This window comes from Gimesia algae (genome assembly GCF_007746795.1).
GTDB lineage: Bacteria > Planctomycetota > Planctomycetia > Planctomycetales > Planctomycetaceae > Gimesia > Gimesia algae.
The window spans coordinates 5019730-5046684 of sequence record NZ_CP036343.1 but is presented as its reverse complement, the minus strand read 5'-3'; the positions used below and the strand labels follow the sequence as shown (position 1 = coordinate 5046684).

Annotated in this window: 20 protein-coding genes and 1 pseudogene; 7 read left to right on the top strand and 14 right to left on the bottom strand. The window is 50.8% G+C overall.

Annotation, left to right across the window (positions count from 1 at the left end; genetic code table 11):
- Nucleotides 1–77: 77 nt before the first annotated feature.
- The 4 genes from Pan161_RS18705 to Pan161_RS18690 all read right to left on the bottom strand — a co-directional run bounded on the left by Pan161_RS18705 (nt 78) and on the right by Pan161_RS18690 (nt 4206).
- Nucleotides 78–1634 (bottom strand): sulfatase family protein, encoded by a 1557-nt coding sequence (locus Pan161_RS18705; protein ID WP_197995403.1) that lies wholly within the window; start codon nt 1632–1634, stop codon nt 78–80.
- Between the two features lie 111 nt (nt 1635–1745).
- Nucleotides 1746–2078, bottom strand: a complete 333-nt coding sequence (locus Pan161_RS18700; RefSeq protein WP_145229698.1) for an EthD family reductase — start codon at nt 2076–2078, stop codon at nt 1746–1748.
- A gap of 44 nt (nt 2079–2122) precedes the next feature.
- Nucleotides 2123–2959 (bottom strand): phosphoenolpyruvate hydrolase family protein, encoded by an 837-nt coding sequence (locus Pan161_RS18695; protein WP_145229696.1) that lies wholly within the window; start codon nt 2957–2959, stop codon nt 2123–2125.
- 26 nt (nt 2960–2985) lie between these two features.
- Nucleotides 2986–4206, bottom strand: coding sequence for a Tm-1-like ATP-binding domain-containing protein (locus Pan161_RS18690; protein WP_197995402.1), 1221 nt, complete (start codon nt 4204–4206; stop codon nt 2986–2988).
- A 378-nt stretch (nt 4207–4584) separates the two neighbouring features.
- Here Pan161_RS18690 and Pan161_RS18685 point away from each other — a divergent pair, with 378 nt between their 5' ends.
- Complete coding sequence (locus Pan161_RS18685; RefSeq protein ID WP_145229692.1) at nt 4585–5367, top strand: carbonic anhydrase family protein; 783 nt, start codon at nt 4585–4587, stop codon at nt 5365–5367.
- 171 nt (nt 5368–5538) lie between these two features.
- Here the strand turns inward: Pan161_RS18685 and Pan161_RS18680 are convergent, their stop codons facing one another.
- The 5 genes and pseudogenes from Pan161_RS18680 to Pan161_RS18660 form a co-directional block, all read right to left on the bottom strand.
- Nucleotides 5539–6519 (bottom strand): ADP-ribosylglycohydrolase family protein, encoded by a 981-nt coding sequence (locus Pan161_RS18680; RefSeq protein ID WP_145229690.1) that lies wholly within the window; start codon nt 6517–6519, stop codon nt 5539–5541.
- A 303-nt stretch (nt 6520–6822) separates the two neighbouring features.
- A complete protein-coding gene (locus Pan161_RS18675; protein WP_145229688.1) occupies nt 6823–7800 on the bottom strand; it encodes a hemolysin family protein in 978 nt (325 codons plus the stop codon).
- Nucleotides 7801–8006: 206 nt separating this feature from the next.
- Nucleotides 8007–9281, bottom strand: a complete 1275-nt coding sequence (locus Pan161_RS18670) for a TlpA family protein disulfide reductase (protein WP_145229686.1) — start codon at nt 9279–9281, stop codon at nt 8007–8009.
- 228 nt (nt 9282–9509) lie between these two features.
- Nucleotides 9510–9770, bottom strand: a pseudogene (locus Pan161_RS18665) (VOC family protein); the annotation flags it as partial.
- Between the two features lie 35 nt (nt 9771–9805).
- Nucleotides 9806–10171, bottom strand: a complete 366-nt coding sequence (locus Pan161_RS18660) for a DUF2200 domain-containing protein (protein ID WP_145229684.1) — start codon at nt 10169–10171, stop codon at nt 9806–9808.
- Nucleotides 10172–10640: 469 nt separating this feature from the next.
- Here Pan161_RS18660 and Pan161_RS18655 point away from each other — a divergent pair, with 469 nt between their 5' ends.
- The gene (locus Pan161_RS18655) at nt 10641–11561 is read left to right on the top strand and encodes a sugar phosphate isomerase/epimerase family protein (protein WP_232103306.1); all 921 of its coding nucleotides are present in this window, start codon (nt 10641–10643) and stop codon (nt 11559–11561) included.
- Between the two features lie 142 nt (nt 11562–11703).
- On the opposite strand, the gene Pan161_RS18650 is transcribed toward Pan161_RS18655, so the two are convergent.
- From Pan161_RS18650 to Pan161_RS18640, 3 genes are all read right to left on the bottom strand, one after another.
- A complete protein-coding gene (locus Pan161_RS18650) occupies nt 11704–12264 on the bottom strand; it encodes a hypothetical protein (RefSeq protein WP_145229682.1) in 561 nt (186 codons plus the stop codon).
- A 227-nt stretch (nt 12265–12491) separates the two neighbouring features.
- Nucleotides 12492–14288: a translation elongation factor 4 gene (gene lepA / locus Pan161_RS18645; protein WP_145229680.1), complete on the bottom strand. Its 1797-nt coding sequence runs from the start codon at nt 14286–14288 to the stop codon at nt 12492–12494.
- Between the two features lie 127 nt (nt 14289–14415).
- Entirely contained in the window at nt 14416–14946 is a 531-nt protein-coding gene (locus Pan161_RS18640) for an SMI1/KNR4 family protein (protein WP_145229678.1), read from the bottom strand.
- Between the two features lie 167 nt (nt 14947–15113).
- Here Pan161_RS18640 and Pan161_RS18635 point away from each other — a divergent pair, with 167 nt between their 5' ends.
- The gene (locus tag Pan161_RS18635) at nt 15114–16046 is read left to right on the top strand and encodes a type II and III secretion system protein family protein (RefSeq protein WP_145229676.1); all 933 of its coding nucleotides are present in this window, start codon (nt 15114–15116) and stop codon (nt 16044–16046) included.
- Between the two features lie 65 nt (nt 16047–16111).
- On the opposite strand, the gene Pan161_RS18630 is transcribed toward Pan161_RS18635, so the two are convergent.
- Entirely contained in the window at nt 16112–16648 is a 537-nt protein-coding gene (locus tag Pan161_RS18630; protein ID WP_197995401.1) for a DUF2251 domain-containing protein, read from the bottom strand.
- Between the two features lie 318 nt (nt 16649–16966).
- On the opposite strand from Pan161_RS18630, the gene Pan161_RS18625 reads away from it, so the two are divergent.
- Both Pan161_RS18625 and Pan161_RS18620 read left to right on the top strand, forming a co-directional pair.
- Complete coding sequence (locus Pan161_RS18625; protein WP_197995400.1) at nt 16967–17368, top strand: BlaI/MecI/CopY family transcriptional regulator; 402 nt, start codon at nt 16967–16969, stop codon at nt 17366–17368.
- A 3-nt stretch (nt 17369–17371) separates the two neighbouring features.
- Nucleotides 17372–19192, top strand: a complete 1821-nt coding sequence (locus Pan161_RS18620; RefSeq protein ID WP_145229673.1) for a M56 family metallopeptidase — start codon at nt 17372–17374, stop codon at nt 19190–19192.
- Nucleotides 19193–19254: 62 nt separating this feature from the next.
- On the opposite strand, the gene Pan161_RS18615 is transcribed toward Pan161_RS18620, so the two are convergent.
- Nucleotides 19255–22086, bottom strand: a complete 2832-nt coding sequence (locus Pan161_RS18615) for a hypothetical protein (RefSeq protein ID WP_145229671.1) — start codon at nt 22084–22086, stop codon at nt 19255–19257.
- Between the two features lie 613 nt (nt 22087–22699).
- Here Pan161_RS18615 and Pan161_RS18610 point away from each other — a divergent pair.
- The gene (locus Pan161_RS18610; RefSeq protein ID WP_145229669.1) at nt 22700–23101 is read left to right on the top strand and encodes a BlaI/MecI/CopY family transcriptional regulator; all 402 of its coding nucleotides are present in this window, start codon (nt 22700–22702) and stop codon (nt 23099–23101) included.
- The gene (locus tag Pan161_RS18605; protein WP_145229666.1) at nt 23098–26931 is read left to right on the top strand and encodes a M56 family metallopeptidase; all 3834 of its coding nucleotides are present in this window, start codon (nt 23098–23100) and stop codon (nt 26929–26931) included. The genes Pan161_RS18610 and Pan161_RS18605 overlap by 4 nt, the downstream gene beginning before the upstream one ends.
- Nucleotides 26932–26955 lie beyond the last annotated feature (24 nt).

Below are 26955 nucleotides of genomic sequence, written 5' to 3'. Positions count from 1 at the left end.
ATTGAAAATCCATATGAACTAAGAATGTCCTGTATCCCTTATTCAATGGAGCGATTCAGTAATAGATTCTGGTTATCTTACTGATCCTGTTTTTGAACTTTTTCCAATATGGCTGAAAGTCGCTGCACGATCTCGGGGTGGTCGTTCCAGACGTTCTTCATTTCTGAGGGATCCTGTTCCAGGTTGTAAAGCTGTCCCGTTGGTTCACCTTCCGCCGGCTTGACTTCGCGTGCGCGGGTAAAACCACCAGAACCCCGTTTGGGAACCATTTTCCACGGTCCCTGTCGCACGGAGAAATGACCCCATAATGAATGGTGAATGGCATAATCACGGAGTGGCTTATCGCTTTTCTCACCAAGCAGCGCGGGCAGAATATTGACGCTGTCTGGTCCGGCTCCGGCAGGCAGCTTTGTATCTGTGATTGCGGCGCAGGTCGCCAGTAGATCGGTGAGTTCTACCAGTTCATCGCTGGTAGAATCCGTGGGAGTATGCTCGGGCCAGCGGACGATGAAAGGCACGCGATGCCCGCCTTCCCAGATGTCGGCTTTCGTGCCACGCAGATGAGCGTTGCCCTGATGGCCACGATCTTTGACATATTGCCCGCGGTGATTGGGTTTGTAATGTTTGAGGTCATCGGTTTCCTGAGGCGTCCACCAGTGATACAGACCGCCGTTGTCAGAAGTGAAGATGAACAGTGTGTTCTCTGCGACGCCGGATCGCTGCAGGGCTTCCATGATCGCTCCGACGGTCGCATCAACTTCGAGGACAAAATCGCCATACTCTCCGGCGGGGCTTTTGCCTTTGAATTCGTCGTTGGGCACCAGTGGTAGATGGGGAGCGGTCAGCGGGAAATACAGAAAGAAGGGGCGCTCAGGAGTCTCTTTCCCGTGCCGTTCAATGTATTTGACGGCTTCTCCCGTCAGAGTGGGCATTACACTTCGGATCGTAAAATCGGGTGAACGCATTCCCTGATCAACCGACAGGAACTCGGTCTGAATCCGCTCACTGGGAATCGTGGGCAGTACGACGGGCCGATCATTTTTGATAAAACAAAACGGGGACATATTTAATGAGGCCGAGATGCCGAAATAAAAGTCAAAGCCGTTCGCCAATGGTCCACCTGTGACCGTCTTGGTATAATCAACATCATCACCCACACGAGGACGCTGTCGACGATCAATGGGAACCGCAGGGACAGGCTGTCCGTTTTTGTCGGTCCACTGCATCCCCAGGTGCCATTTACCCACGCAGGCCGTATCGTAACCCGCTTTTTTCAGCAGCGAAGGTACGGTGACCTGATCCTGCTCGATGAGTGGCGGATCGAAGCCGTCCAGCACGCGATATTTCAAACGGGTTCGCCAGCAGTAACGTCCTGTCAGAATCCCGTATCGGGTCGGCGTACAGACAGCCGAGGGCGTATGGGCGTCGGTAAACTTCATCCCTTCCGATGCCAGACGATCGATGTGCGGCGTTTTGATTTTCGATTCTGCGTTATAGCAACTCACATCCCCATAGCCGAGATCATCGGCAAGTATATAAACGATATTCGGTCGCTCGCCGGCAAATGCAGCTGTTTGCAGAAACAGTATGAAAAGCAGGCAGGGGGGCATCATAATCGGACGAGTGTGTTTCACGAATGACTTCATCTTGTAGTGACCTTGTTGAGGGGATGAATGATCAAATGAGATCAATTCACTATAAGGACAATTAAAGTGAGAATGCAACAGGGGCAGGAATATTCGGTCTCAAGATCCCTGCAAATGAAGGGGAATCAAAACCTCTTCCTCATCATACATAAACATCACTCCGCCGGTGGCAAAGTTCGAGACATCCGCGATGGTGGCCTGGCCTTCCGGGCTTTCCAGAACCGCCTGCATCCCGGCTGCCGATTCCGCATACAGACTGGCAATCAGGTAATATGGCGGAGGACTGCCTGCTTCGGCAGAGATGCATTTTCCGATGGTCCAGCCGGTTAAGCCTTTCATTTGTTTCGCCAGCGGAACGTGAACTTCGTGATAATAGCGATCAAATTCAGCGGGGTCATCCGGATGTCCATACAGTACGGTTAAGCGATACATTTTGAATTCCTGTGGTCAGGTAGTTAAGGATCGAGGAGACGCGGTTACGTCTTTGACAGGGAAAGTTCTCCGAACTGACGAACCTGTGCGGTCACAGCGATTTCGGTGGGAAGACGTTCCATGGAACTGGCGCCGTAGAATCCGTCAATGCCTGGCACACGGTCGAAAATATACTGAGCATCGTCGGGCATCGCAATCGGGCCGCCATGACAGAGCAGCAGCACATCGTCCCGCTCGTTTTTCGCGGCGTCAATCATCTGTCGAATCGCGTCCACCGAATCATCCAGCGTTTTGCCAGTTGCGGCGCCGATGGATCCGCCGGTCGTCAGTCCCATGTGAGCAACGATGATATCTGCACCGGCGGCCGTCAGCAGGCGTGCCTGTTCTGCGTCGAAGGCGTAAGGAGTGGTGATTAGATCGAGATCGTGTGCTGCGCGGATGCAGTCAATTTCCAGATCGAAGCCCATGCCGGTCTCTTCCAGATTGGCCCGGAACTGCCCGTCAATTAACCCTACAGTGGGGAAGTTTTGTATGCCGGCAAAGCCCATCGCCTGCAATTCCTGCAGGAACAGATCACGCAGCAGGAACGGGTCGGTGCCACAGACACCTGCCAGTACGGGAGTTTTTTCCACGACGGGCAGGACTTCACGTCCCAGCTCTTTGACAATTTCATTCGCGTTGCCGTAGGGCATCAGTCCCGCGAGTGATCCGCGACCAGCCATACGATAACGGCCTGAATTGTAGATCACTATCAGGTCGATGCCACCTGCCTCTTCGCATTTGGCACTCAGACCGGTGCCCGCGCCGCCGCCGATGATTGGTTTCCCCGCCGCGATTTTCATACGCAGTCGCTTGAGAATGGCCTGTCTGGATTCCGGCATGAGCTGTTTCCTCGTGTTTCGTATCTCTATTGGAATTGATTTCCGCTCACCCGTTCGAATGCTGCGACCAGTGCTGCTGCAAACGCAGCGTCGTTGATGTGGCTAGCATGACGGGTAATGCGTCGTTCGTCGGTCTGCTGGATTTCCTGTTCCAGAGTCTCGAACAGACACTGGTCAGCCTCCGGATCATAGAAGGGTTCTCCCTGTTTATCCAGCATGGAAACTCCCTGTTCGGGAATCAGCATTTCGACGGGAGCGATTGATCGGTTGATTTTAGCAGCAATCCATTTTGCAAACTGTCGATTCTCTTCCGCAGTCGTCCGCATCAGCGTGACTTGTGGATTGTGTACGAGAAACTGGCGGTCGGCAAACCGTTCCGGAACAGTCTCAGGGGCACCGAAGTTGACCATATCGAGGGCTCCCAGACTCAACACGTAGGGGATGCCGCATTTGATGATCGTATCGAACCGCTGGGGACCGCCGGGCATGATACCTCCCACGACTTCGTCGGCCACTTCGGTCGTTGTGATATCCAGTACGCCGCGAATCAGACCATCGGCGACCAGTTTCTCCATCGCCTGACCTCCCGTGCCGGTCGCGTGAAAGACCAGGGGATCGAAGCCTTTTTTTTCCAGGTTCTCGCGTACCATGTCGACACAGGGAGTCGTGACGCCAAACATTGTCATGCCAAGGGCAGGCCGTTCTTCTGTGATTTCTTGTGAGTGAATCGCCATCCCTGCGATTGCATGGGCTGAGTTACTCAGTACCCGCCGCGATACCGAGTTGAGCCCCGCGACATCGACGACCGAATACATCATTGTGATGTCACTGTGTCCCACATAAGGCTGTGTGTTTCCGCTGGCGACCGTTGAGACAATCAACTTGGGAAAGCCGATGGGCAGTGCCTGAAACGCGGACGCGACAATTGCAGTACCCCCGCTCCCGCCAATCGCGATCACACCAGCCACCTGTTTTTTATTGATCTGATCGGGCAGCCAGGCTCGCAGCGCTGCTGCCATCGCAGTTACCGCCTGTCCCCTGTCGGTATGTTTGAGCAACAGATCGGGACCGTCGGGATGTGACGCGAGAATCGACTGCGCAGAAATGTCGGTCTGGTCCGAATGGCCGCGGGTACTCAAGTCAACCAGCACGACGTCGAGCCCTGCATTACGAATGGAATCCGCTACAAAGCAGAGTTCATCAGCTTTGGTATCCATCGTGGCGAGCGCATAGATGGTCTTTCGCATGCGGGTTCCTTCCTGTTCCATTTCGATCTCTCAACTGGTTTTCTGCTCAAACAATGGTTCATAGTGGGTATGCATGTCTGAATTTGTCAAGCTAGGTAGAAGTTTACTGAGGGAAGCAGATCGGGTCCATCTGTAGTGCCTGTGCTCTTCGTTCGGGATCGGATTAAAGATATTTACTCATATTCAGTGTCTGTTTACTACGCGACTTCCTGTTGTGAGGTAGAGTTCCCAACAGATAGACTGTGTCCAGTTTTACTGTAGCGTCTCCAGGGCCATTTGGACCGAGTATACTAGATTGAGAGACGCTATGGTTAAATTTGATGCGCTCTAGATAGACTGACCGCCACGATAAATGAGATGCCATAAGGAAAAACCAAGATGATCAAAATGAATTCAAATCTGCTGCTGACCTGTTGTCTGTTTGTGATGATTGTGGCGGGATGCGCACAGAATCAACCGGCGGCTACGGTCGCTGTGGACAAGAAAGGGGACACTGAAGGTTCCGAAACGGAAGCCGATGTCAAACCGCTGGTAAATCGTGTTTTAACACAAGCAGAGCAAGACGCGCTGACTCCGGATCAGGTCATTACGCTGCTCAAAGAAGGAAATCAACGTTTTGTCGCAGGAACACTGACAGAACGCGATCATTCCAAACAGGTTCGTGAGTCGTCTCTCGGCCAGTATCCCAAAGCGATCATTCTTTCCTGCGTGGATTCACGAATTCCGGTTGAGGATGTTTTTGATCGTGGCATCGGCGACATCTTCGTCGCGCGGGTCGCCGGCAACTTTGAAAATACCGATATCCTGGGCAGCATGGAGTTCGCCTGTAATTTATCTGGAGCGAAGCTGGTCTTTGTTCTGGGGCACGAACATTGTGGCGCTATCCGAGGAGCCATCGACGGGGCCAAACTGGGTAACATCACAGCGATGCTGACCAACATCAAGCCAGCCATCGACCATTTTAAAGACTACGATGGCGACAAAACGAGCCAGAATGTGAAATTCGTCGAAATGGTCACCAAGCAGAACGTCTTAGGTACCATCGACCGCATCCGTATGAACAGCCCGGTGTTGAAAGAAATGGAAGCCAAGGGCGAGATCAAAATCATCGGCGGCATTTATAACATGGACTCCGGTAAAGTCAGTTTTCTCGAGCAGTAGCAGGTGTGCTGTTGTAAATTTCAAACTTAATAGCGACGTTGGAGTGGATGCCAATTGCAGTCGGTTTTGGCGACCGGACGAGTAAGACAATCAGCATAACCCATAACCCGTTTTGATGAGAGAGTCAGGGTTCAGGGAATGGGTATGCTGCAACTCGGGTTTACGCAATGGTTATCTGCCGGATTCTCCTGCTTGAGCGTGAATTGCCAAATGGTATCGGGTTGCCAGCACTTGAATGTCTCTTGCATCCTGCAAGCAGTCAATCAGATTCTGCGGTATCGTATCAATGCCGTGCCGTGCACCAGCCAGTGCGCCCACGATGGCACCCAGCGTATCGACATCGCCGCCTAGGCGTACGGCGAAAGTGACAGCTCCGACCCATGAATCCGGTTGAGCAAGGATGCTATAGATTGAGGCCAATACCGTTGGAATGATGAATGGCGTGATGATCGGTTTATCGAATTCCGGTGTGCGTTGCCCGGCATGGGCGATGAAATCCATCACACCTTCATCATTGAGGTAATTCGGCAATCGTTGGAGCAGGTCAGCCATCTCGGAATTGATGTCACGGCAAGAGTCCGCAAGTCTCCTGCAGAAAGAGTGTGGAACGATGTCGCTGTCTGAAGACAGTAGATTTGCTGCCATAGCGATTACGATACCCCCGGCGACGCTTCGTGAATCCTGATGTGTGATACGCGAGACTTCAGCGACCACCGGAATCAGTGACTCGTCACTGTCGAACCATAGCCCCAGTGCAGCGGTACGCATTGCGGTGCCATTGCCAGCTTGACCAACTGGGGCCCCCATGTTGCGATGGTCACCGGTGGCAAGGTACCGCTCGGCGGCCTGGGTACAGGCACCGCCGGGACCGATGACAGAATGATGCCGCCATAGCTCCGCGATATGACGGGCAACATCAGCAACAATGATGTCATCTTGCTCAATGATAGACTGAATCGTCGCAAGCGTCAGTTGAGTGTCGTCGGTGTATTGTCCATTCGGATAACCGTGATACTCATGGAAAGAGGCAGCCAAAGAGTCAGCCGATGGAATTGAGTCGGTCCACAGTCCCTCGAAAGGCGCCCCAATCGCGTCGCCGACGGCACCACCAAGGAGCGTTCCAAGTACTATGGACTTTGCAGGGAGATTCATATGATCGACTGGGGCGTATAATCATTGATAGACAGAATTTGCTTCTATCGCATGCTATCAGGATTTTTGTCTCTAATCAATAGTAAGCTATCTGGATTTGAGTTCACAACAGAATGATTCAGAGACGACCGAGCAGTCTTAAGTGTGTCAATCGATAGATATATGTAATATTCGTCGTGTAAGTAATCGGTGCCAGTCGATGTATCCCCATCAGATGGAAAGAACGAATATCGAGTAATCTCTGATCTATTTGGCGGTCGACTAAGATGTAGCAGCTTCAATTCAAAACAGACCCTTTCGGCATTACTGTCTCGCTACCACATCCTTCTCATCTTCAATTTCACCTACGATTTCTTCCAGGACGTCTTCCAATGTCACAATGCCGATTGTTTGAGCCCTTTGCTGAACGACGGCCAGATGCTGGTGGCGTGTGCGGAACTCCAGCAACAGTTCGTCAGCGTGCGTTTCGGCGTTAACGACAAACGGCGCGAGCATGATCGCGGTGACGGATGTCTCTCCCTCACCATCGGCAAGCGACCTCAATACATCGCGGGCGATCAGCATGCCCTGAATATCGTCAGGGGATTTTCGGAATACCGGGTAGCGCGAAAACGCATTCGTGCGAATGATCTCTGCCGCTTCGTTGACCGTGGCTGATGCAGGAATGGAAGCGACCTTTCCTAGCGGTGTCATGATGTCTTGAGCCGTTCGATCATTGAGGCGAAAGGTCCGGAAGATCATGTGGCCTTCGGTCGGTTCGATGTGGCCCCCTTTTTGACCCAGTTTGACGAGCGCGCGGATCTGTGTTTCTGTTCCGATTCTCCTTTGTCCCCGTTTCACCTTGTCTGAAAACCAGGCAAGCGTAACACTGAGTGGATAGATGACGATTCCCAGTGTGCGAATTACGGGGGCTGACCACCGTGCCAATTGCGGTGCATAATGTGATCCCAGAGCTTTGGGAATGACTTCCGAGAACACGATCGTTCCGAGCATAAGCACAATCGTGATGGGAACCAGGACCTGTGCTCCGTAAAGTCTGAATGCCTGCTGGCTGACGAGAATCGGCCCGAGTACATTGATCAGATTAGTGAGAATCACGATCACGGCCAGGGAATGAGTCAGTTTCTGCTTTACTTTCCGCAGTCGTCTCGCACCGTATTTGCCACGTTGAATCAGTTCATCAATCTCCGGATGCGAAACGCTCAGAACAGCTGCATCAACCGCGGCCATCAAACCGGACAAGGCGATAAACACGATGATTGAAACGAAAAGCCAAACCATGAACTCACATCCCACGCAAGAAGAATCTGGTAAGAAAGTATTCCTGCGCCGACTATGTCACAAATGGGGCCACATTGCAACGTCTTGAACAATGAAGGGGTTCCGCTTCAAACGGTACTGCAATCGAGGATCTCCAGATCACGCAGAGACCAGCGGCGACCAATACAATGCCGAGTCGTTTTTTTGCTGACATCTGGATCACCCAATTAGCATCGTGTCAATTCGGCGATTTTTGCTTTCAGTTTCTCACCTCGGAGACGATAGGTCACAATCTTCCCATCCGGCCCTATCACGTAAACTGTTGGAAAACCCGTTACGGCCCATTGGGTGGCGACGGGACCTCCGAAGTCGTCCCAATACACGTTCCATGTTATCTTTCCCGATTTAACGGCATCAGTGGTGTCCTCTTGCTTTTCATCTGCCATGATGCTGAGAATGGTCAGCTTCTCATTGTGTTTTGCCGCAAGTTCCCGAAGGTCGGGGTACATTGCTTCACAGGGACCACAGCCTTTGAATGAAAACTGGATGATCACCGTTTTTCCCAACTGGTCTGCGAGCGACCAGTTTTCGCCGGATACGAGTTTAAGTTTCAAATCGGGAGCTGGTTGGCCTTCCTTTAAGTGACGTTCTTTAAACAGCAGGCCCGCTGCCATTTCTTTCAGCGTCGGCTTTGATTTCGTCTTTTCAGAATCGAATTCAATGATATGCCAATTGTCATCGATGTTGGTAACACCTGGTTGGCGCACTTCCGAATTACTGGAACTCAGCGTTTCGAGAATCTGGATTGCTTCCTGTTCGACCTCGTCCAGCTTATTTTCTGACTTGGCCAATGCCTTCCAGCTCAAAAGAGATTCTTTTTCTCTAGGATAAGATACATCGCTTCCATTCTGCAGTTCCTTGAGTCGACGTTCCCAGCTCTGCTGCCAGTTTCTTAACTTCAAAGACAGGCGCGCTAACACAAAACTGGCATACAGGCGATTATCCTCTGATACCTGCGGATCTTTGATGATCTGATTCAAGGTGACTTCGACTTGCGGTTCGAAGTTTCCGGTATCAAGAGAGCGAATGATTTCAGGAAACTCACGGGTCTGGCCGTAGTCTTTGAGAACTTGCAAAGTTTGTCGCCGACCGACATCGCGGGCGTTCTCGAATTCCCCCCCTCCACCACCTAGATGAATTAATTTACGCACTGCCATCAGGCCGGCGTGTGTGCCGTGATGAGTACGTTCAAATTCGGTAAGCAGAGGAACATATTTCGTGGCCGGATCATGGTCTGCAAAATATTTGTCTCGCTGCTGTTTGTCTTTGATTTTCTCAGCCTGAGTATAGTAGTTGTCGTATTCTGCATACATCTTCTGGATGAGATCCACCAGTTCCGTTTCTACCGGTTCCAGTTTGCGGGGGTGAAAGTCATCTGCCTGGGAGCTGGACCCTGAACCCAGGGCTGCGAAAACGACCACAGATGCGATACATCTTAACATGAGAGACTCACTGTGATTTTGCTGGTCAAGTTTTAGATACAACTGTTAAAGTGCACTGAAGTACTGAATCTGATCAGACATACGGGAGGATTTGTCTGTTAAATATTGATTTTATAATAAGAATGTCTGGGTGAATTGAAGTAGGGAAGTCTTCATCTTTGTCTCGTGACTCATCAATCCCATTCAAAACAACAGTCAGAAAACAGCAGACATTCTGACTGACATGCTTGCGTTCACCGGAGCGCTGCGGTGATCGACGACCACAGGCGGGGCAAGGAAGCGGGAGAGCTCGAGACGGCTGTGGCCGTCCGGGGTACGCAGCATGGCGATCTCAACGCGCATGTTACGCAATCCCGTGACGCCATCTGCCCAGTCTCCTTCGATGGGGGCACGTCCCTCAAGTTCGAGACCCAGTTCGGCGAAGAATTCAATCGCGGCGTCGAGGTCTTCCACCACGATGCCGACGTTGTCCATGCGTTTGACTGTCATAATCTCTCCTGGCTAACAGGGCTTCCCGTTGATTGTTATTCTGTTCTCAATATTTTTTCCATCTTCCGCCCTTTTGCCAGTTCGTCGACCAGCTTATCGAGGTACCTGACCTGCTGCGTGAGTGGATTCTCAATCTCTTCTATCCGATAGCCGCAAATCACCCCTGTAATCAGGTGTGCATTGGGATTTAATTTCGCTTTCTGAAAAAATTGTTGAAACGTGGTTTTGTCTTTGATGTGTTTCTGCATCGTCTTTTCATTGAAGCCCGTCAGCCAGGTGATGACCTGATGCAATTCCGCTTTGGTCCGGTCTTTCTTTTCGACCTTTGTCACATAGTGTGGATACACTTCAGCAAACGTCAGTTTTGCCATGCGTTCATCGTGGTCGGGTTTGGTGTTCATCCTGCCATATTCCTGCTACTGGTTGTATTTCAGTGTCGCATCTGCTTCGCGAAAAAGTCTCTCCAGCAAATGCGTCGTCAATACTGCTCTGACGAACTATTGAGAGACAGACAATAATGCAATCTAAAGCGATCAGTGTAACTATAGATTATCAATGGGTACCCTGTAAATCATTTATGACGTTCAGATTGTCTGGGAAAACCGAGCAGGTTTACGTAATATCGATCGAGAGAATCTTACGCTTTCATTGTGAATATGATTGAGGCCGGAGAAGGCAGCATTGGGATATCCAACAGGCAAAATCTCCCCTCAGGAATTTTAGGCTCCGGCGTGAAAACCGGCTGCATTCTGAGTGCCATGTTTTAGTAAAGAATGTTACAATATCGTCAAGATGGATACTTGTGACTTATTGAATTGAAATAACCAAACGGAAATTGTCCGCCACACGTCCAGACATCAAGGAGTTGACATGCTCACATCGGATTCACTTTCTCGTCGTCATTTTATGCTGTTAGCGGCTGCCGCTGCTGCTTCTTCTCCGTTTGTTGCTCAGGGCGCAGCGAGCCAGGATGGTTATCTTAAAGGGCGCCTGTATAAGACGCTGAAGATCGGGATGGTCAAAGCGGGTAAGTCGCTGGAAGAAAAGTTCGCGCTGGCGAAGGAAGCAGGGTTTGACGGCATCGAATTGAATACGCCGGGCATCAACGTCGAAGAAGTGAACGCTGCCATCAAAGCGACGGGGCTGCCTGTAGACGGGTCTGTTAACTCCAGCCACTGGAATGTGCGTCACACCGATCCGGATTCGGCAGTACGTGCGAAAGCGTTGGAGAGTCTGAAAGAAGCGTTGCGCCAGACACATGCGGTCGGCGGAAACACGGTCCTGCTGGTAGTAGGCAAGGGGAGCGACGGCCCCGAAGAGGAAATCTGGAAACGATCGATTGAGAATATTTCAAAAGCAATCCCCCTGGCGGCAGAACTGGGCGTTCCCATTGCCGTCGAGAATGTCTGGAACCAGTTCTGTTACGACCACGAAGGGGACCACAATCAGACCGCGGACAAGTTTGTGAAATACATCGACGAATTCGAATCTCCCTGGGTTGGCATGCAGTTCGATATTGGCAATCACTGGAAATACGGCAGCATGGGCGACTGGATTCGTCAGCTCAACAAACGGATCATCAAGCTGGACCTGAAAGGCTTCTCACGCGAAATGGGCAAGTTCACCAAGATCGGCGCAGGCGATCTGGACTGGGCCGACGTCCGCAAGGCGCTGGCCGAAATCAAGTACACCGGCTGGGCTGCAGCCGAAGTCGTCGGCGGTGATCTGGAACGCCTGAAAGAAATCTCCGCCAACATGGACCGCGTGTTTGGTTTGAAGACACAATCCTGAAATCGATAACACAGACGCTTTGCGGTGCAGGATCGACTGTGCCGTGAAGTGTTTTATTATCCTTCTGTCTTTTCTGAAGGCACGAGTAGATGTTTCTATCTTGGTGTTGTCGATCGGAGTAGCATAATTCCTTGTGATACCGTTACGTATCAGGTGCGAATTCAACAGTCTGTGAAATACCGATCATGGGGATGACCAATGATGTGAATTGTATTTCGTTTATTTGATCAGGATTGGGAAGCTGTTCACGAATCATGAGTGAATTACTGCGATCAATTTCCACTTCGTTGTGGCTTTGAGGATTTACGACGATGAAATCTTGCTCAGCTATCCAGTCACGAAGGTATGCACCGGGAGCGGTAAATAGTCGGAATGCATGAATGTGGTTTAGCAATCCGCAATATGCACCGCAGAAAGCCTCGGCAGTTGGAACGTCAGTGAAGATCGGTAGAAAAGTAGCACCATCTATCTCATATTTGTGAACGCTGCCGTCAAATGTTTTTTTCTGTGTGGCGGCTTCAACCAGTGCGATAACGGATTGTTGATCAGTGTCGAACGAAATCGAATCTCCTAAATCCGCGGCAATAACTACAATCGATGTCCTTGAAATACGCTCTGCTATTGTTGAAGCGTCATCAGTCTTTGCAACACGACTTAGTTCAGGCGGAAAAAGGCGACTTTTTATGCCAGAGAATAATCCCATGAAGCCTCTATTTCACTGCGGTGGCAGTTTTGATGCATAACTTGAATTCAAATGAAGTATTCCGGTAAAACCCATTAACGTCGATCATAGAGGGATTTTGTATGAACTAAAATCGATTGTCAATATGGTAGTGATGAAGGTTCAATGAATAAGAAGTTATGTTGCATGATTCGAATTGGAAAAGGCAGTATTCTGGACGAAACATTGAACCGGCCACGCTTGCCTCCCTAATCCTTATCGGTGCGCAGGACTGAGACAAACGCTTTCTGGGGAATATTGACGCTGCCGAACTGCTTCATTTTGGCTTTGCCTTTTTTCTGCTTTTCGAGCAGTTTTTTCTTGCGCGTGACATCGCCGCCGTACAGTTTCTCGGTGACGTCTTTGCGGAACGGTGCGATCGTGGTGCGGGCGATGACTTCGCCTCCGATGGCTCCCTGGATGGGGATCTTGAACTGATGCCGGGGGATTTCTTTGGCGAGTTGTTCACAGTAGTGCAGCGCCCGCGTGCGGGCTTTTTCTCGATGCACGAGGTAGGACAGCGTGTCGACCGGTTCCTTGTTGACGAGAATATCGACCTTCACGATATCGGTGACTCGATATTCAATTGGTTCATAATCAAACGATCCGTAACCGCGCGTAATCATCTTCAGTTTGCCGTAGAAGTCGAACAGGACCTCTCCCAGTGGCATCACGCTGGTGACTTCGATCCGACTGGCGGACAGGTAATTCATCGTCTGGCTTTCCGAGCGATGTTCCCGGCAGAGTTCCATGACAGGGCCGACGTACGTCTCGGGAGTCAGAATCGAGGCTTTAATGTAGGGCTCGCTGGCCGACTCGATCATCGTGGGGTCGGGCCAGTAAGAGGGGTTGTCGACTTCGAGCGTGGAACCGTCTTTTAAGGTTAAATTATATTTCACAGACGGGGCAGAGATCACCAGGCCGATGTCAAATTCGCGCTGGATACGCTCCTGAATCACATCCAGATGCAGCAGTCCCAGAAATCCACAGCGAAAGCCAAAGCCGAGTGCCGCGGAACTGTCTTTTTCAAACGTTAGTGCCGCGTCGTTGATCGCCAACTTCTCCAAAGCCTTGGTGAGTTCCACGTAGTCGCCGGTATCCATGGGGTAGATGGAAGAAAAGACGACCTGCCTGGCTGGCTGATAACCGGGAATCGGCTCTGCAGCCTGTCGATTCAGCAGGGTAATCGTATCGCCGATCTCAATGTCCTGCACACTCTTGACACCCGCGACAACATAACCCACTTCCCCGGCGCTGAGCTGAGTTTTGGGAATAAGTTTCATCTGATTATAGCCCACTTCATCCACTGTGAAGTCGCGACCGGCGTGCATGAAGTGGATCGTATCGCGCGGCTTGAGCGTACCTTCCATGATGCGGCATTGCAGAATCACGCCGCGAAACTTATCGTAGTTCGCGTCAAACACAAGTGCCTTCAGCGGCGCCTCCGCATCGCCCTGGGGAGGCGGCAACTTCTCGACGATGCCCTGCAGCACGTCCTCAATGCCAATGCCATTTTTGGCGGAAATCGGGATTGCCTCGAACGGATCGAGCCCCAGTTCTTCATCAATCGACTCTTGCGCCCGTTCGATGTCCGCGGCCGGAAGGTCGATCTTGTTGATCACAGGCAGCAGGGTCAGATTATGTTCCAGAGCCAGATAGAGGTTCGCGACCGTCTGAGCTTCGACTCCCTGAGAGGCATCGACAATGATCAGGGCGCCTTCACAGGCCATCAATGAACGCCTGACTTCATGCGAAAAATCGACGTGGCCCGGCGTATCGATCAGATTCAATAAATAGTCTTCACCATCCTGAGCCCGGAAATTGAGCGTAATCGAATTGCTCTTGATCGTGATGCCCCGTTCACGCTCGATATCCATCGAGTCGAGCATTTGTTCATGCAGTTCACGGAGTGTCACGCCACCACAGGTTTGAATGAGCCGGTCGGCGAGCGTGGACTTGCCATGGTCAATATGGGCGATAATGCAGAAGTTTCGTATATGTTTCATCGCGTAGTTTTAGCAGAAAGTACCAGAAAAAAACAACCGATAAGGAGACCGAGGCGAAAGGGGCAGCAACGGCGTCTGATTACATGACTGACCTGATGATAGTCATTCTTGCTTGCCGTTATCTGGATTAGTTATATTTCACGCATACGTGATCTACCCAGTTCGCAAATCGACATTTTCCATTTTCTTCAAGTGCAATGAATTCGGAACCATTCGTGGGAATATTTGTATTGAATTGAACCTTTACCCATTCTTGAAATTTGGAATTCGGTTCATTTTCTTCAGGTGGTTTGGATAAATCTTCAAAACCGAGTTCGCCATATCCAATGGCAAGCAGTCGCAGAAAATCGGTAAAATTAGCAGCAAGAACTTTGATGCCGTCCCCTTCCGAACCTAAATGCACAACGGGGAAACTCTGATCGCCGGCATCCCAGATGCAATACAGAGAGCCATCCGCGCCCGCGCCAAATTGAGCGAGTTTCTCATCGACATGCCTGAATCCAAACCAGTAGAACATCGTATCTTTGTCACCTGCACGCAGTTCAAAGAAACCGCTGATTGGATAACCATTTTGATTGGTCCAGTCAATTAATTGTTCGAGTTCTCTGGGGAAAGGGATATTGGGGGGAAACCCTTTTTTTATATCTTTACTATTCATCAGCTTCCCATTCTTATAGCAACATCTAATTCAAGTAACGTAAATCGTGTCATAGTGTAACAAAAACAACACGGAACGCAGGCAGACGCTGATCCGATAGCCTCAATTTACTCAGATTGACTCAATTTGACCAGTTCCAATAGAATTCGCGTCAAAGGAGCCTAAGCATGTTAGCACGCTATATCAGTTTTTTCGCTTTATTGTTATCTCTTGTGACAATCAGTCTCGGTGCCGAACCGGAAAAGTGCCCTGAACCTCAGAGACTCTCCCCATCAGCGACAGGCAAGAGCCACAGTCTGTCGGCCCTGGATCATCTCCGCGTCGCGACGGAGCAATTGAAAGCTGCGGGTCTGAGTGAAGAAGCAGAGCAGCTGCGCGAACAAACAGACCAGCTCAACCAGCGCATCCGCCGAGAGCGCGCTGAGTTATCGAAACAGATTACAGAGCTTCAGAAGCAATCGGAACAACTGCGACGGCTGACGGGAAGGCCGGACAAAATTCTCTGTCGCTGTAGCTTTCTCGAGTTATCCAGCAAAGCAGCAGCAGAATTTGCAGCGTCAGCAGAGCCAGTGAAATTTACAAACGGCCGGCGAAGTCATCCTGATCCCACCGTCTCGATTTTTAAGAATGCAGAAGAAGCCATCGAGCAACTGAAGAAAGCGGGCAGAGTGACGGTGGTGCATGGAAGTCCGCAAATTGTCACTGTTTCTGGCCAATCGGCAACGTCAGTGAGCGGCGGTAAATATCCTATCTTGATTCCTGCAGGGGACAATCAAACTTCGGTCGAGTGGAAGCGGTTCGGCGTGTTCTGTAAGGTGGAGCCGCGTTTGCTTGACAATGGAAGAATCCAGCTCGAATTTAACCCGGAGATCTCGCACCGCGACTACGCGAACGCGGTCAAAGTGAATGGTCTTACAGTTCCCGGTCTGACGGTGCGGCGCATCTACACACAGGCGGAAATGAACCTCGGGGAAACGCTTGTGGTCAGAACCGTTTCGCCTGCGGGTGGCCAAAGTCAGGTGGTGAATGCGAAATCAGATACCACCTCTTCGGAAGATACCGTCACGCTGTTTATGGTCACACCGGTTGCCATTGATTAGCTGACCGCAGTAAACGAAGTTGATTTTCAGAACCCCACGGCCTGCGACCCCAGTGCATTGGCTGGTTATTTGTCTTCGTCAGCGAAAAAATGTGCCAGCTGTGATTCATCCCAATCGTGCGTCGCGGATGCGTCGGCTGGTGGTGGGAATCCAGTGCGACAACACCCCAGCCCTTCAGAGAAATTGTAAACAGCATGCGGATAGGAGTTAATGAAGAGTGCTGCTTTCATTCCATCGCCTGACCAGATGATATGCATCTCGGAGGGTTTGTCTCTATCGGTCACAGACTGAACGTTGTAGATGTGCAACGCGTCGATGATTGGATTTTCTGGTTTGTCTGTGTCGAGGGCGTAAAAGTAGCCCGTGTCGCCATCATCTTCAAAAACTACCTGATACCGCCCCATTAAAGAGTCGGATTGGACGACTGTTTCGACGCCGACGGTAAGCGTTTCCTTAGTTACAACACTGGCAGCGAGTCGCGGTGGCATGGCTTCGGTCCGGGCGGTGAAGGCGTTATCTGATGTCTGTCGCGACTTCGTAGGGGGCTCGCCGTTGCAACCAATGGCGAAGAGTAGAGCGAATGTCGTGAGGTACTGTTTCATTGGCAGATAACTAAAAAAACACAGAATTAAATTCTGTTTTAACCTATCAGAATTACTATCGATTATCAATTAAAAACATCTAGACCTTTGCCGCAGTCAAGGGATTGAGGGAAGGTCAACATCACAGCCAGGATGAGATAATCGAACGAGGCGCAAGTGCCAAATCACCATGCAGACAGGGGTCTGCTGTTCTTGGCACTGACGAGGTTGAAAAACGATAGAGTTGCTCTGAACAATAAAAATCCGGCTTGCTCTTGTGTTTTATTACACAGGTAATATAATCTTGAATATTACACATGTAATAAAATGGAGTTCCCGATGACTAAAAGCAAAAAAGCTGTCCGTTTATCCCCGGGAGAAATGGAATTGATGAGTATGTTCTGGGATAAAGGTCCGCTTACTCTCGCTGAAGCACACCAGGCCTTCCGTGAATTCGGAAAGCCCATTGCCTATCCCACGATGCAAACCCGTCTGAATCGGTTAGCCGCTAAGGGGCTGGTAACAAAAAGCGAGCAGCGACCGGCTCTCTACCAGGCGGTCGCAACACAGAGCCAGGCCACCAAAGGATACCTCGGGCAGGTTCTCGAAAAGCTCACATCCGGAAAAGTGGTTCCGCTCATGAAGCACTTGATCACAGAACGATCGCTGACAAACGATGAAGTCCAGGAACTCAAAAAACTTTTAGACGTTGCAGAACAGAATAGCCGAAAAGGGAATTAACGGATGCATTCAGCGTTCCATTATTTATTCGATGCGGTATTGAGAGCGACCCTGGCTCTCGGCATTACCGCTTTGATCGTCAGAGGACTGCTTCTCTGGCTCAAACCGTCCTCGCCTCGCTGGCATCAGGCAGCATGGGCACTGGTTATGCTACAGGGCATCATTTTTCTGCAATATTCGGTGGCTATTCCCTGGTATCCTAGTGAAATTAATAAAAGCATTTCTTTCGAATCCGTACCTCCCGGGAAGCTGGATGCTACAGTCGTCAATCCCACTGCAAATCCATTACCAGTGATGCTTACCAATTCGGATCGTGATCTTTTAACCAGCTTCAACTGGTTCTCTTTTGCCGCCTCGATCTGGATAACAGGATGCGGGCTGGTTTTGCTCTGGTGGATCACTGCCTGCATCGTCTCGGCAAAACGTCTTCGCAACAGTGTACCAGCCACCGAAACATGGGCCATGGAGTGGCAGGCCGTCTTAAAACAGTACGGTATCCGAAAATCAATTCCACTGCACATCACACATGATGCTGGTCCCATGCTCGGTTTGTTGCTGCGGGGATTTCGCGTTTTCGTTCCCCAACAACTCTGGTCCAGCCTGACCGAAAAAGAGCGCATGGCTATTTTGCATCATGAACTGGCCCATCTCCGACATGGGGATATCTGGAAAGGATTCCTCGCACGGCTTGTGGTTTGCCTGCACTGGTTCAATCCTCTGGCATGGTGGACTCTCAACAAGCTCGATGAGTGTGCCGAGTTGCTCTGCGATGATGAAGTCCTCTACAACAATCCGGATGCCGTCGCCGATTATGCACGTGCGTTGTTTCGCATCGGCAGTGATCCCCGTCAGATTCACTCCCCCTCATCCGCCGCCCGGGGAGGAAAATTGTATCACCGCATTCGACGAATCCTCTCTCCTGCCCCCCCGGAAAGGTCCATGATGAAACGCACTTTGCTGCTTGTCGTCCCCATGCTGCTACTTGCAATCAATCTTCTTGATTTCCAGCTTGTGGCTGAAGAAAAAACAACTCAGCCTGAATCCATCCCCCGAAAGGTCGCATTCGCTCCTCCCGTGACAAATCAACCACGGGAAAAAACACACACGCTCTCAAAAGAGGAACGCTTCAAGTATATCTCCGGAACAGGTTTGAATGTTTATATCTGGGACGCAGGAAATCTGAAGCTGAAATCACAAGGGTTTGGCGATGAATCTTCTTCTCTCTTCAGCGTGGTCAGGATTCTCACAGACCTCCAGAATGTCGACCTGGGGGGGAATTCCCAGCTCTGGGTGAACACGAAACTGGGCGGAGATTTTATCATCCGCAAGGGGACATCAAGAGAAGACATCATTGAGGGCCTCGGCTCTGTGCTGAACCAGGATCTGAAGCTGCAGGCCTCCCTCGAATTCAAAAAAGTCGACCGAGAAGTCTACGTGGCACGAGGAACATTTCAGGCGGCCCCTCCAGGCCCTGCATGGAGACGACCCGAGGATAAATCCTATTTGATCTACGGCAAGGAAGGTCCCGGTCCTGATAAACAACATGGCGAAGAGAATGCCGGGAAGTTCCCAGACTTCCTCAAAGCCATCGGCTCCCGTGTCGGCCGCCCTGTCCTGAGTGACATCAAAAATCCGCCCCAAGGGTCCATTGGCTGGCGAACCTATTTCGATCAGTCCGAACGCACCACATGGAAAGATTTTCCCAGACAATTTGCCAAGAACCCTCAACTGGTCCTCAAGCACGTATCCGAACAAACCGGCTTGACGTTCCACGAGGAGAATCGCGAAGTCCGCCTGCTCTTCCTGGATGAATTGGGAAATTGACATTCTCCTTTAGCACCGAAGCAAGGTGAATGCAGTGTATTGGGGTCAAAATCGAATGCAACTCACTCTGGTGATTTGATCGTTCGCAGCTGAATTTTGGAGATCCGGTACGATACATTCTTTGTTTCAGCAAGGAACAATTCTCGCCCTCTGGTCGCTGCCGAATCAGAAGAAATCCGGAACCGTTTCGGATCACCGTGCCAGTCTATGATCCGATTGTCATCGACTTCGACGAAAACGCTCTCAGGAGTGACGCGGCACAGGATGGTATGCTCCTTCTGATCGGGAAAGACACCTCTTTTATAAGTGCTTTCATTCTGGTCGCCACCGCGTCCATCGAGATAATGCAATCCACACGCCTGTCCCAGCCAACCATCGAGTGCCAGCATCGTGCCGATATCGTCTTCGCCTACGATGATATCGATGCCCAGTGTATCACGACCTTTAAGACGTGTGACGACCATTAATAACTCATAGGATGAGGGGGCCTCGACTGGCAGCTTGAGACGACCGCCACTCGATACAGGTGTGAGCAACACGTCGTCTTCCCACTTCCACTCCCCGAGCAATGTATCGCGTTCTAGATCGATCAACTTAAGCAAGTCGACCGGCTCCCCGTAAACAAATTTTGTGGGCATTGCTTTCGGCTCAATCAACAATTCCGGGGCATGATCCGGATGATCCGCAACGAACCATTTGTGCTCCAGGAATCGTCTTTGCACTACTCTATCAGTCCGATTCATGTCGTCATCGTGCCCATACCCGAACCCGTGCAGTAATTCGTGCGAGATCGCCCACGGATGCTTAAACCAGTTAAAGTCTCCTGTCATTCCTCTGAGAGGCATCGTCGTTCCGCCGTGACCACCAACGGCGCCTCCATTTAACCACCAGGTCAACTTGACGCGATACGAGGGGTTGAGCGGTATTTCTCGTTCTGAGGCAATTTCACTCAGACTTCGCTCGGCCTTAGCCAGGTAGGCAGCCGTTCGCCAGTTCATATACGGAGGCGAAGTTGTCGATACGCGTTTTGATCTTCGGGATACAAAACGTTCCGGAGGCAGCGTCAGTTCCACGGGCTGATCTAATTGATAACGGGCCTTAAGGACAACTGTCTCAGCGACATTTCCCAATCTCATAACGGCCTCTGGTGTCAGGGGGGGCTTTGGCGGTGCGGCGCCGTCGCGCATTTGCACTTCCCATTTCCAGTCGATGGTTGACTTCTGATGATCCAGAATATGACCATGGGGATCAACGAGGCAAATATCGGTCCATAATTGCCGTGCGTGAGGGCTCCCTAAATTTTCGTTGGTCAAGATTGCTGCGCTGGCGCGACCTGTAAGTGGGCCGCCCAGTTCGAATTGATGATCGGACTCGCCCTTCGGGAGCGCATAACCTCGAGGGTGAAAAACCACTTTGCGACCATTCTTAAGTTGGAACCAGTACCCAAGCTCAAGAAAACGACGATTCGTCAAAAACAATGTGTTATTCGTGACGCGGAACTCGCAGTGAGAGTCGGGGAAATCCAGCTCCACTCCAGCTGCGAGGGGTGGTAATGATTCTGATTGCCAGCCAAAAGAGCACCGGACCATGTTCTCTTCTGTTTCCCTGATCCGACGAATTTCATTCGTTTTCAGCTCTTTCCATAAGGCGACTTGCGCATAATTATTGCTGCCGAAGACTCGTATGCGATAGGTCTGGTCTTGTGAAAGCACTAATGAGACATGATTGGCCCGCGAGTTTCGTTTCCATGCCACTGCACCGGTTGGCAGGATGGATCGAATTCCCAGCTGCGTCAAATCCAGTCCCCGGTGGCCGCTCACGACCAGCTTTGGTGTGGGAATTTGAATCGACTGTAGCCTGACGGTCGTAGCAGATCCTACTTCCACGCGACTGCTCTTTAACGCCACGAGAACATCGGGGCGAGGTTGATGCTGCACTTCAAACTGATATGAGCCTGCAGGTAACGCAACAATCGTGCGACCGAGATGATCAAACACATGCTGTTCTGTAACGATCGTGGGACGTTTCTCATTTTTTTCATAACGCAGGATTGTCAGTGGGGCGTTGACAACATGTTCGGGCAGATCACATTGAATCACAACAGGCCAAAGCTGAGAGATCGGGATACGAATTCGTGCAGCGTAGTTGTCGGCCCCTGGGGCGTGTCGGTCGTCAAAACGAATTGTTAAGCGATCGTCAGACTTAAGCAACTGTACCGCTCCTCTCCCTTTTTTCTCCACCAACTCGGCGCCCGACAAATTCAGCCCGGCAGGGATAAAAAAGCCTTTCGATTCGGGTTTGAATTCCCGTTCCGTATAGGGGTCCCAATTTCGATCGTTCAACGACACCTTTCGTGGCCAACTTGATTCATAGTGTGCCCATTTGACTTTGTCTGAATCAATCTGAATGGCGTCGGCGCCGTCGATTTTTGTCTGGATGTTTAATTCGATTGGCTGCAGCGGTTGACCAGACTCGGATTTGAGGCTCTCGATCTCGCGTCGTGATTGCTCGCAAATCTGATCAGCAAACGTGATTAGCACTTCGTATGTTGCGGATCCATTGTGACCCTCGTCATCGAAACGGACGATCAAGCCGTTGGCACCGTAAGCCAGGTTGACCTGACCACGACCTCGAAGCTTGCGTATGGTGGCACCCGCAAGTCTGATATGACTTCGCAGAAATGGCGAGTCAGGACCAACCTGTAAGGCAGGTTGTTGTCGAGGAGTCCAGGACTGCCCATTGATCTCTACATGAGCAGGCCAGCCCCATGAGCCGTGTACCCAGCGGGCAGCGCGGTGCGAAATATGTAATTGATCTGTCCCGTCAATATTGGCCAGAATACGCAAGCTCGTTCCGCTCTGATCAATTAACTCGCCCGACAACGGGGACGCCATTTGACTCCAAAGAGACAGAAAGAATATCAAGAGCAGAGGTAATCTACGGATTCGCGAGTCGTCAACGCGAGAAGAAGAAATACCGGCTGGAGTGACGATGTGAGACATGTCATATTCTTTCTCATGTAATTCCGATACGGTTCCACGCCATTGGTCATCTCTCATGACACAATGGCTTCAACTCCCATCTGGATTCTGAATGGGAGAACGTAGTGTAATTATGCTATCAGGTATGACTGGCTTTGCAAGGTTTCGTTTTATGGAGGTAAGTGGTTTTCAGCAATTGGGATCTTCGCCCTCGATCAGCTGCAAGGAGATCGGTGGTCAACCGAATTCCAGAGCTATCACATTTAACCATCGCGTCTCAATCTATGATATTCGGTCCCAATGGCCGTGGAGACGCGACAATAAAACTGAACACAGTCTAAGAACAACAGTGTCAGAGACTTTGGAGCAGTATCGTCATTCACGGTGAATCAGAATTCCTTCAGAGAGGATTATCATGTGGCGCTATTCGTCATTAATTGGTTGACTCACCGTCTCCCAACTGCTACTGTAGTCGCATGTGCTACTGCAGTAGCATTATCTCACTTGTTTCGGAGGCGAAATAACGATGGCGAAGAAAAGACCCGCGTTAGGGCATCGTGAACGACAGATCGTGGAAGCGGTCTATCGTCTTGGTGAAGCTTCGGTGAGTGAAGTATTAAACGAACTGCCAGAGCCCCCAAGCTATTCGACGGTACGTGCCATGCTCGGCTCATTAGTCGATAAGAAGGTGCTACGGTTCCGGAGAGATGGAAAAAGGTATCTCTATCGACCGGCGGTCGCTGCGGAATTAGCCCGGAAGTCTGCTTTGGAAAATGTGCTTGCAACATTTTTCGCAGGCCGAACTTCGGATGCCTTTGCTGCGTTGCTTGATGTTTCAGGTAATGAGCTTTCTGATGAAGAACTTCGTGAAATCAAACAGCTGGTTGACGAACGACGTCGCCAGATTCGTGAAGGAGACTCGTTATGAACATCACAAGTCGAATTCTTACAGGGCTGACTGGGGCAGACAGTATCGAGTCAATCGCGGTGCGTTGTTGCCTGTGCAGTTTTATTTTGCTCATCGGAATATGGCTCGCTGTCTGTTGTCAGCATCGAAGTTCTGCCGCGCTCAGGCATCGGATTCTGCTGCTGGGATTAGCAGGAGTGTTGTTCCTGCCTGTGGTGATTCCATTAACACAGGGGTGGAACCCGACGATCCGACTCCTTTCTGAGTCGGAGAAAGAACTGATTCCGCCAGCGCCGGTCGAATCATTCGTTGAACACGAGATAAGTCCGTTCATTGATCGCCGGTCACAAAACGGGTTGTTGCCCTCGGATTATCTGGTGCCGCAGGCTGAGATATTTGAAGAGACGTCGGTATCGCTTGATTCTCGTGAACCAAGTCAGACGATCGGTTCAAATGAGAGTGCAACTGATCCGACAACAGGCTTTCGAAAAACGGCTTCGCCAGGCAGTACGAATATCAGCATCGAGATTCTGCTCTTTACAGTCTGGGGGATCGTGGCATTCTTGTTGGTGTTTCGACTCGTCACGCAGCAACTGTTAATCGGGAAGATTGTACGAACCGCGATACCGGTCAAGGATGTGAAAACACTTGCTATACTGGACTCAGTCAATCGATCAAACAGGTTTGTAACACTGCTATGCAGCGATTCGACACCGGTGCCTGTTGCCGTTGGCATCCTTCGACCAGCGATCGTGTTGCCGACTGGCTATGGAAAGTGGTCGGAGGATCGTCTGCGTATTGTGTTGTTACACGAGCAGGCTCACATCGAGCGATGCGATGTTTTTGCACAGTCAATCGCTCAATTCGCCTGCATTTTTTACTGGTTCAATCCACTCATTTGGCTGGCCGCTCGGCGTATGCGACTGGAACGCGAACTGGCCTGCGACGATGCCGTACTTTGTTCGGGTGAAAATGCCAGCAACTATGCCGATCATCTGGTTGAAATCGCTGCTGCTATCATGGATCGCTGGCAAGTGCCGCATACTGCTTCAGCTATGGCAACACGTACGAATCTGCAAACCCGTGTCCGACACCTCTTCCAGCATAACTTAGATCGTCGTTCGGTATCGAAGCGTACCTCGTCTTCGCTGATTGCATTGGCAAGTGTATTTCTTGTCTTACTGGCGATCGGGGCTCCGTCGATTGCGACGACGCTGGGGAACACTTCACCTGAATCAAAGTCTGATATTTCAGCGATAGAACTGACGCTGACGGGTGACGCGGCAGCGGACTGGTCTGACCGCCTCAAATCAATGCCGAATGTGCAGAAGCTGACGATCCGCCAGCCTACCCGAGAGAATCTTCAGTCCATCCAGTTCAGTGAATTGAAGCAGCTGACCTCATTCCGGGCGGAAGACTTTTCTTTGGAGTCAAAGCTGGCCGACATGGCGGCAGCCCAACTCACAAAGCTCCCGAAAATCAAATCAGTGACATTCCAGCACACCGGACTCACCAGTAGCGGGCTACAGTCGCTGCGCAGCTCCTCGCTGACTGACCTGGAGCTGGTCGAGGAAGAACTGATTACTGATGATGGATTCGCAGATATTGAGAAAATACCTTCATTAAGCAAGTTGGTATTGGACGCAACGCCGATTGAAGTCGCAGGCTTGAAACACCTCCAGGCATGTTCACAATTGAAGAGTCTCGTGCTGCGTCGGCATCCTGCTGGTTCAAGCCGGGACGGTGCAGATCAACGAATGGCTGCGATTGGAAAGCTCAGCTCGCTTGAGGAACTGGAAATCGACTCGACTGCATACACTCGTCTGATTGCCTTAAAGGAAATCAAATCGCTGAAGCAACTGACTCTTCGGCGTTGTGGAGGAGTTGAAGCATCTCGATCATTCAAACAGCTGACTCAATTGAACAGGCTGATACTCGACAACTGCGATTTTCGGGACGAAACACAGGGGGATGTGCAGGCCGCTCTTGCGGAAGCGGGAATTGAGGTTGTTGATCAAACGCGTCAGGCTGGAACAGACCTGCTCACACGAACTTCGTCGCCTGTCAATGAAGCGACCAGGCTGGCAAGACAGGTGCATGACGATCTCAACGTAGCGAAACATTATCCAGCCTTCTGGGTTCGTCGGCTCACATATTCCAGTGAAGTACCTTCGATGAAAGCAGAACCCATTCGGACTGTTCATCGATTGAAGAAGACACTGACAGAGAATCATGTCCGGCGGCCGTATTCCCAGGATACAATCATGGCATGGTCTCCGCATCAGTTTTACACTGTTAATCAGACTTCCGAAAATGGTAAATTGATTTGGGAGCAAATCAAATATGGGGACGCGAAAGTCGCCTGGTCGCGCGAAGGGAGCCCCGAAGAACTGCCCAGACATGTCATCCGGAATGGTATTGCAGAATTTGCGGACTCACTTTTCTACATTCCAGCTCAACTTCAGGTCTCGCAGCAGACTTACTGGTGGGGTGTGGGGACTCATCACAACATCGCGACGAGCTCGGTCCCACCACAGCAAGCCACCTACAATGAGCTTCCTTCTGTGGAATTTGCCGGTGAAACTTGTCGAGTTCTTGAATCGGCGGGACGCAGCGAACGATTGTGGATCAGTAAAAAAACAGGCCGCTTACGTGGTAGTCTGAGTTATATTCATCAGGGTTACTTTATCCCATTCTATCAGCAGGATATCGTTACGAAAATCGCGGGGCGCACTATCACCTCACTCGACGAATACCGCACTCTGGTGGGAGATGGCGAAGAAGCCTTGCCCACAGAAAAGCAACACCAGTTGAGCATAGCCTGGGCAGAGTACCATTTTCACCACGCAATCCCCGGCCGGTTACACGTATTCAGTGACTATCGCGAGATTACACCGGGCCGCTGGTTCTCCTTCCGCGTGCAGAACGCTGGTTGGCATCACAACAAACAGAACCAGGGGCATTACGATTTCTACAGCTCCGAGAGCGTTGTAACCGAAATTGCAGTTGACCGCGACGATCTCAAAAAATACTGGGCTGCCGTATTACCGAATAAGGGTGAGAACGTTCAGGATCAGCGCTATGGAGTGCCTGTGGATTATGAGTATCAAGCGGATCGAACCGCTGACGAACTACAGCGTCTGGTGAATGAGCAACTTTTTAAATATGCTCGTTCGGCTATGTTGATTACAGAGCGGACAGGCCCCATCAGCAAGATGATCGGCAAACCAGCGCCAGCCCTTTCTGCGGACCGGTGGATCGGAACGCAACCCGATCTGAAGGGCAAGCGATATCTGATACATTTCTGGGCCGCGTGGTGTGCACCGTGCAAGAACGATGTACCGCTGCTTAACTCCCTCACGAAGAACAGAACTGTGATCGGCCTTCATCCCAGCGGCACCGAGATGGAACAGATTCGCAAGACAATCAAAGATACTAAGATGTCCTATTCCACGGTCGTCGCTCCTCCCGGATCGAAGGATATCTTCGGATATCCCGTGAAGCTTTTTCCGTACTGTGTTGAGGTCGACGAAGAGGGTAATGTTGCCAGGCACGGAACACTGCACGAGATTTTCGGCGCAGATACTGAGGTCGTATCAAAGGTTCAACTCCCGACTAATACAAGGGGCGTTGTATTAGGGACTCAGTCAAAACAAGGTCTTGTTGCGGTTTCGCTGGGCGAGGCGGATGGCGTACAGAAAGGACAATTATTCAATGCAATACGAGATGAACGCCGAGTACAGTTCCGAATCGTCTTTGTACAGAAGAATCATTCGGTCGGTCAGATCATGGACGAGAATGATAAAGCCAAAATCAAACAGGGTGATGAGGTGCTGCCGTCGCTAGAATAAGCGTATTTCACACCATTACACAAA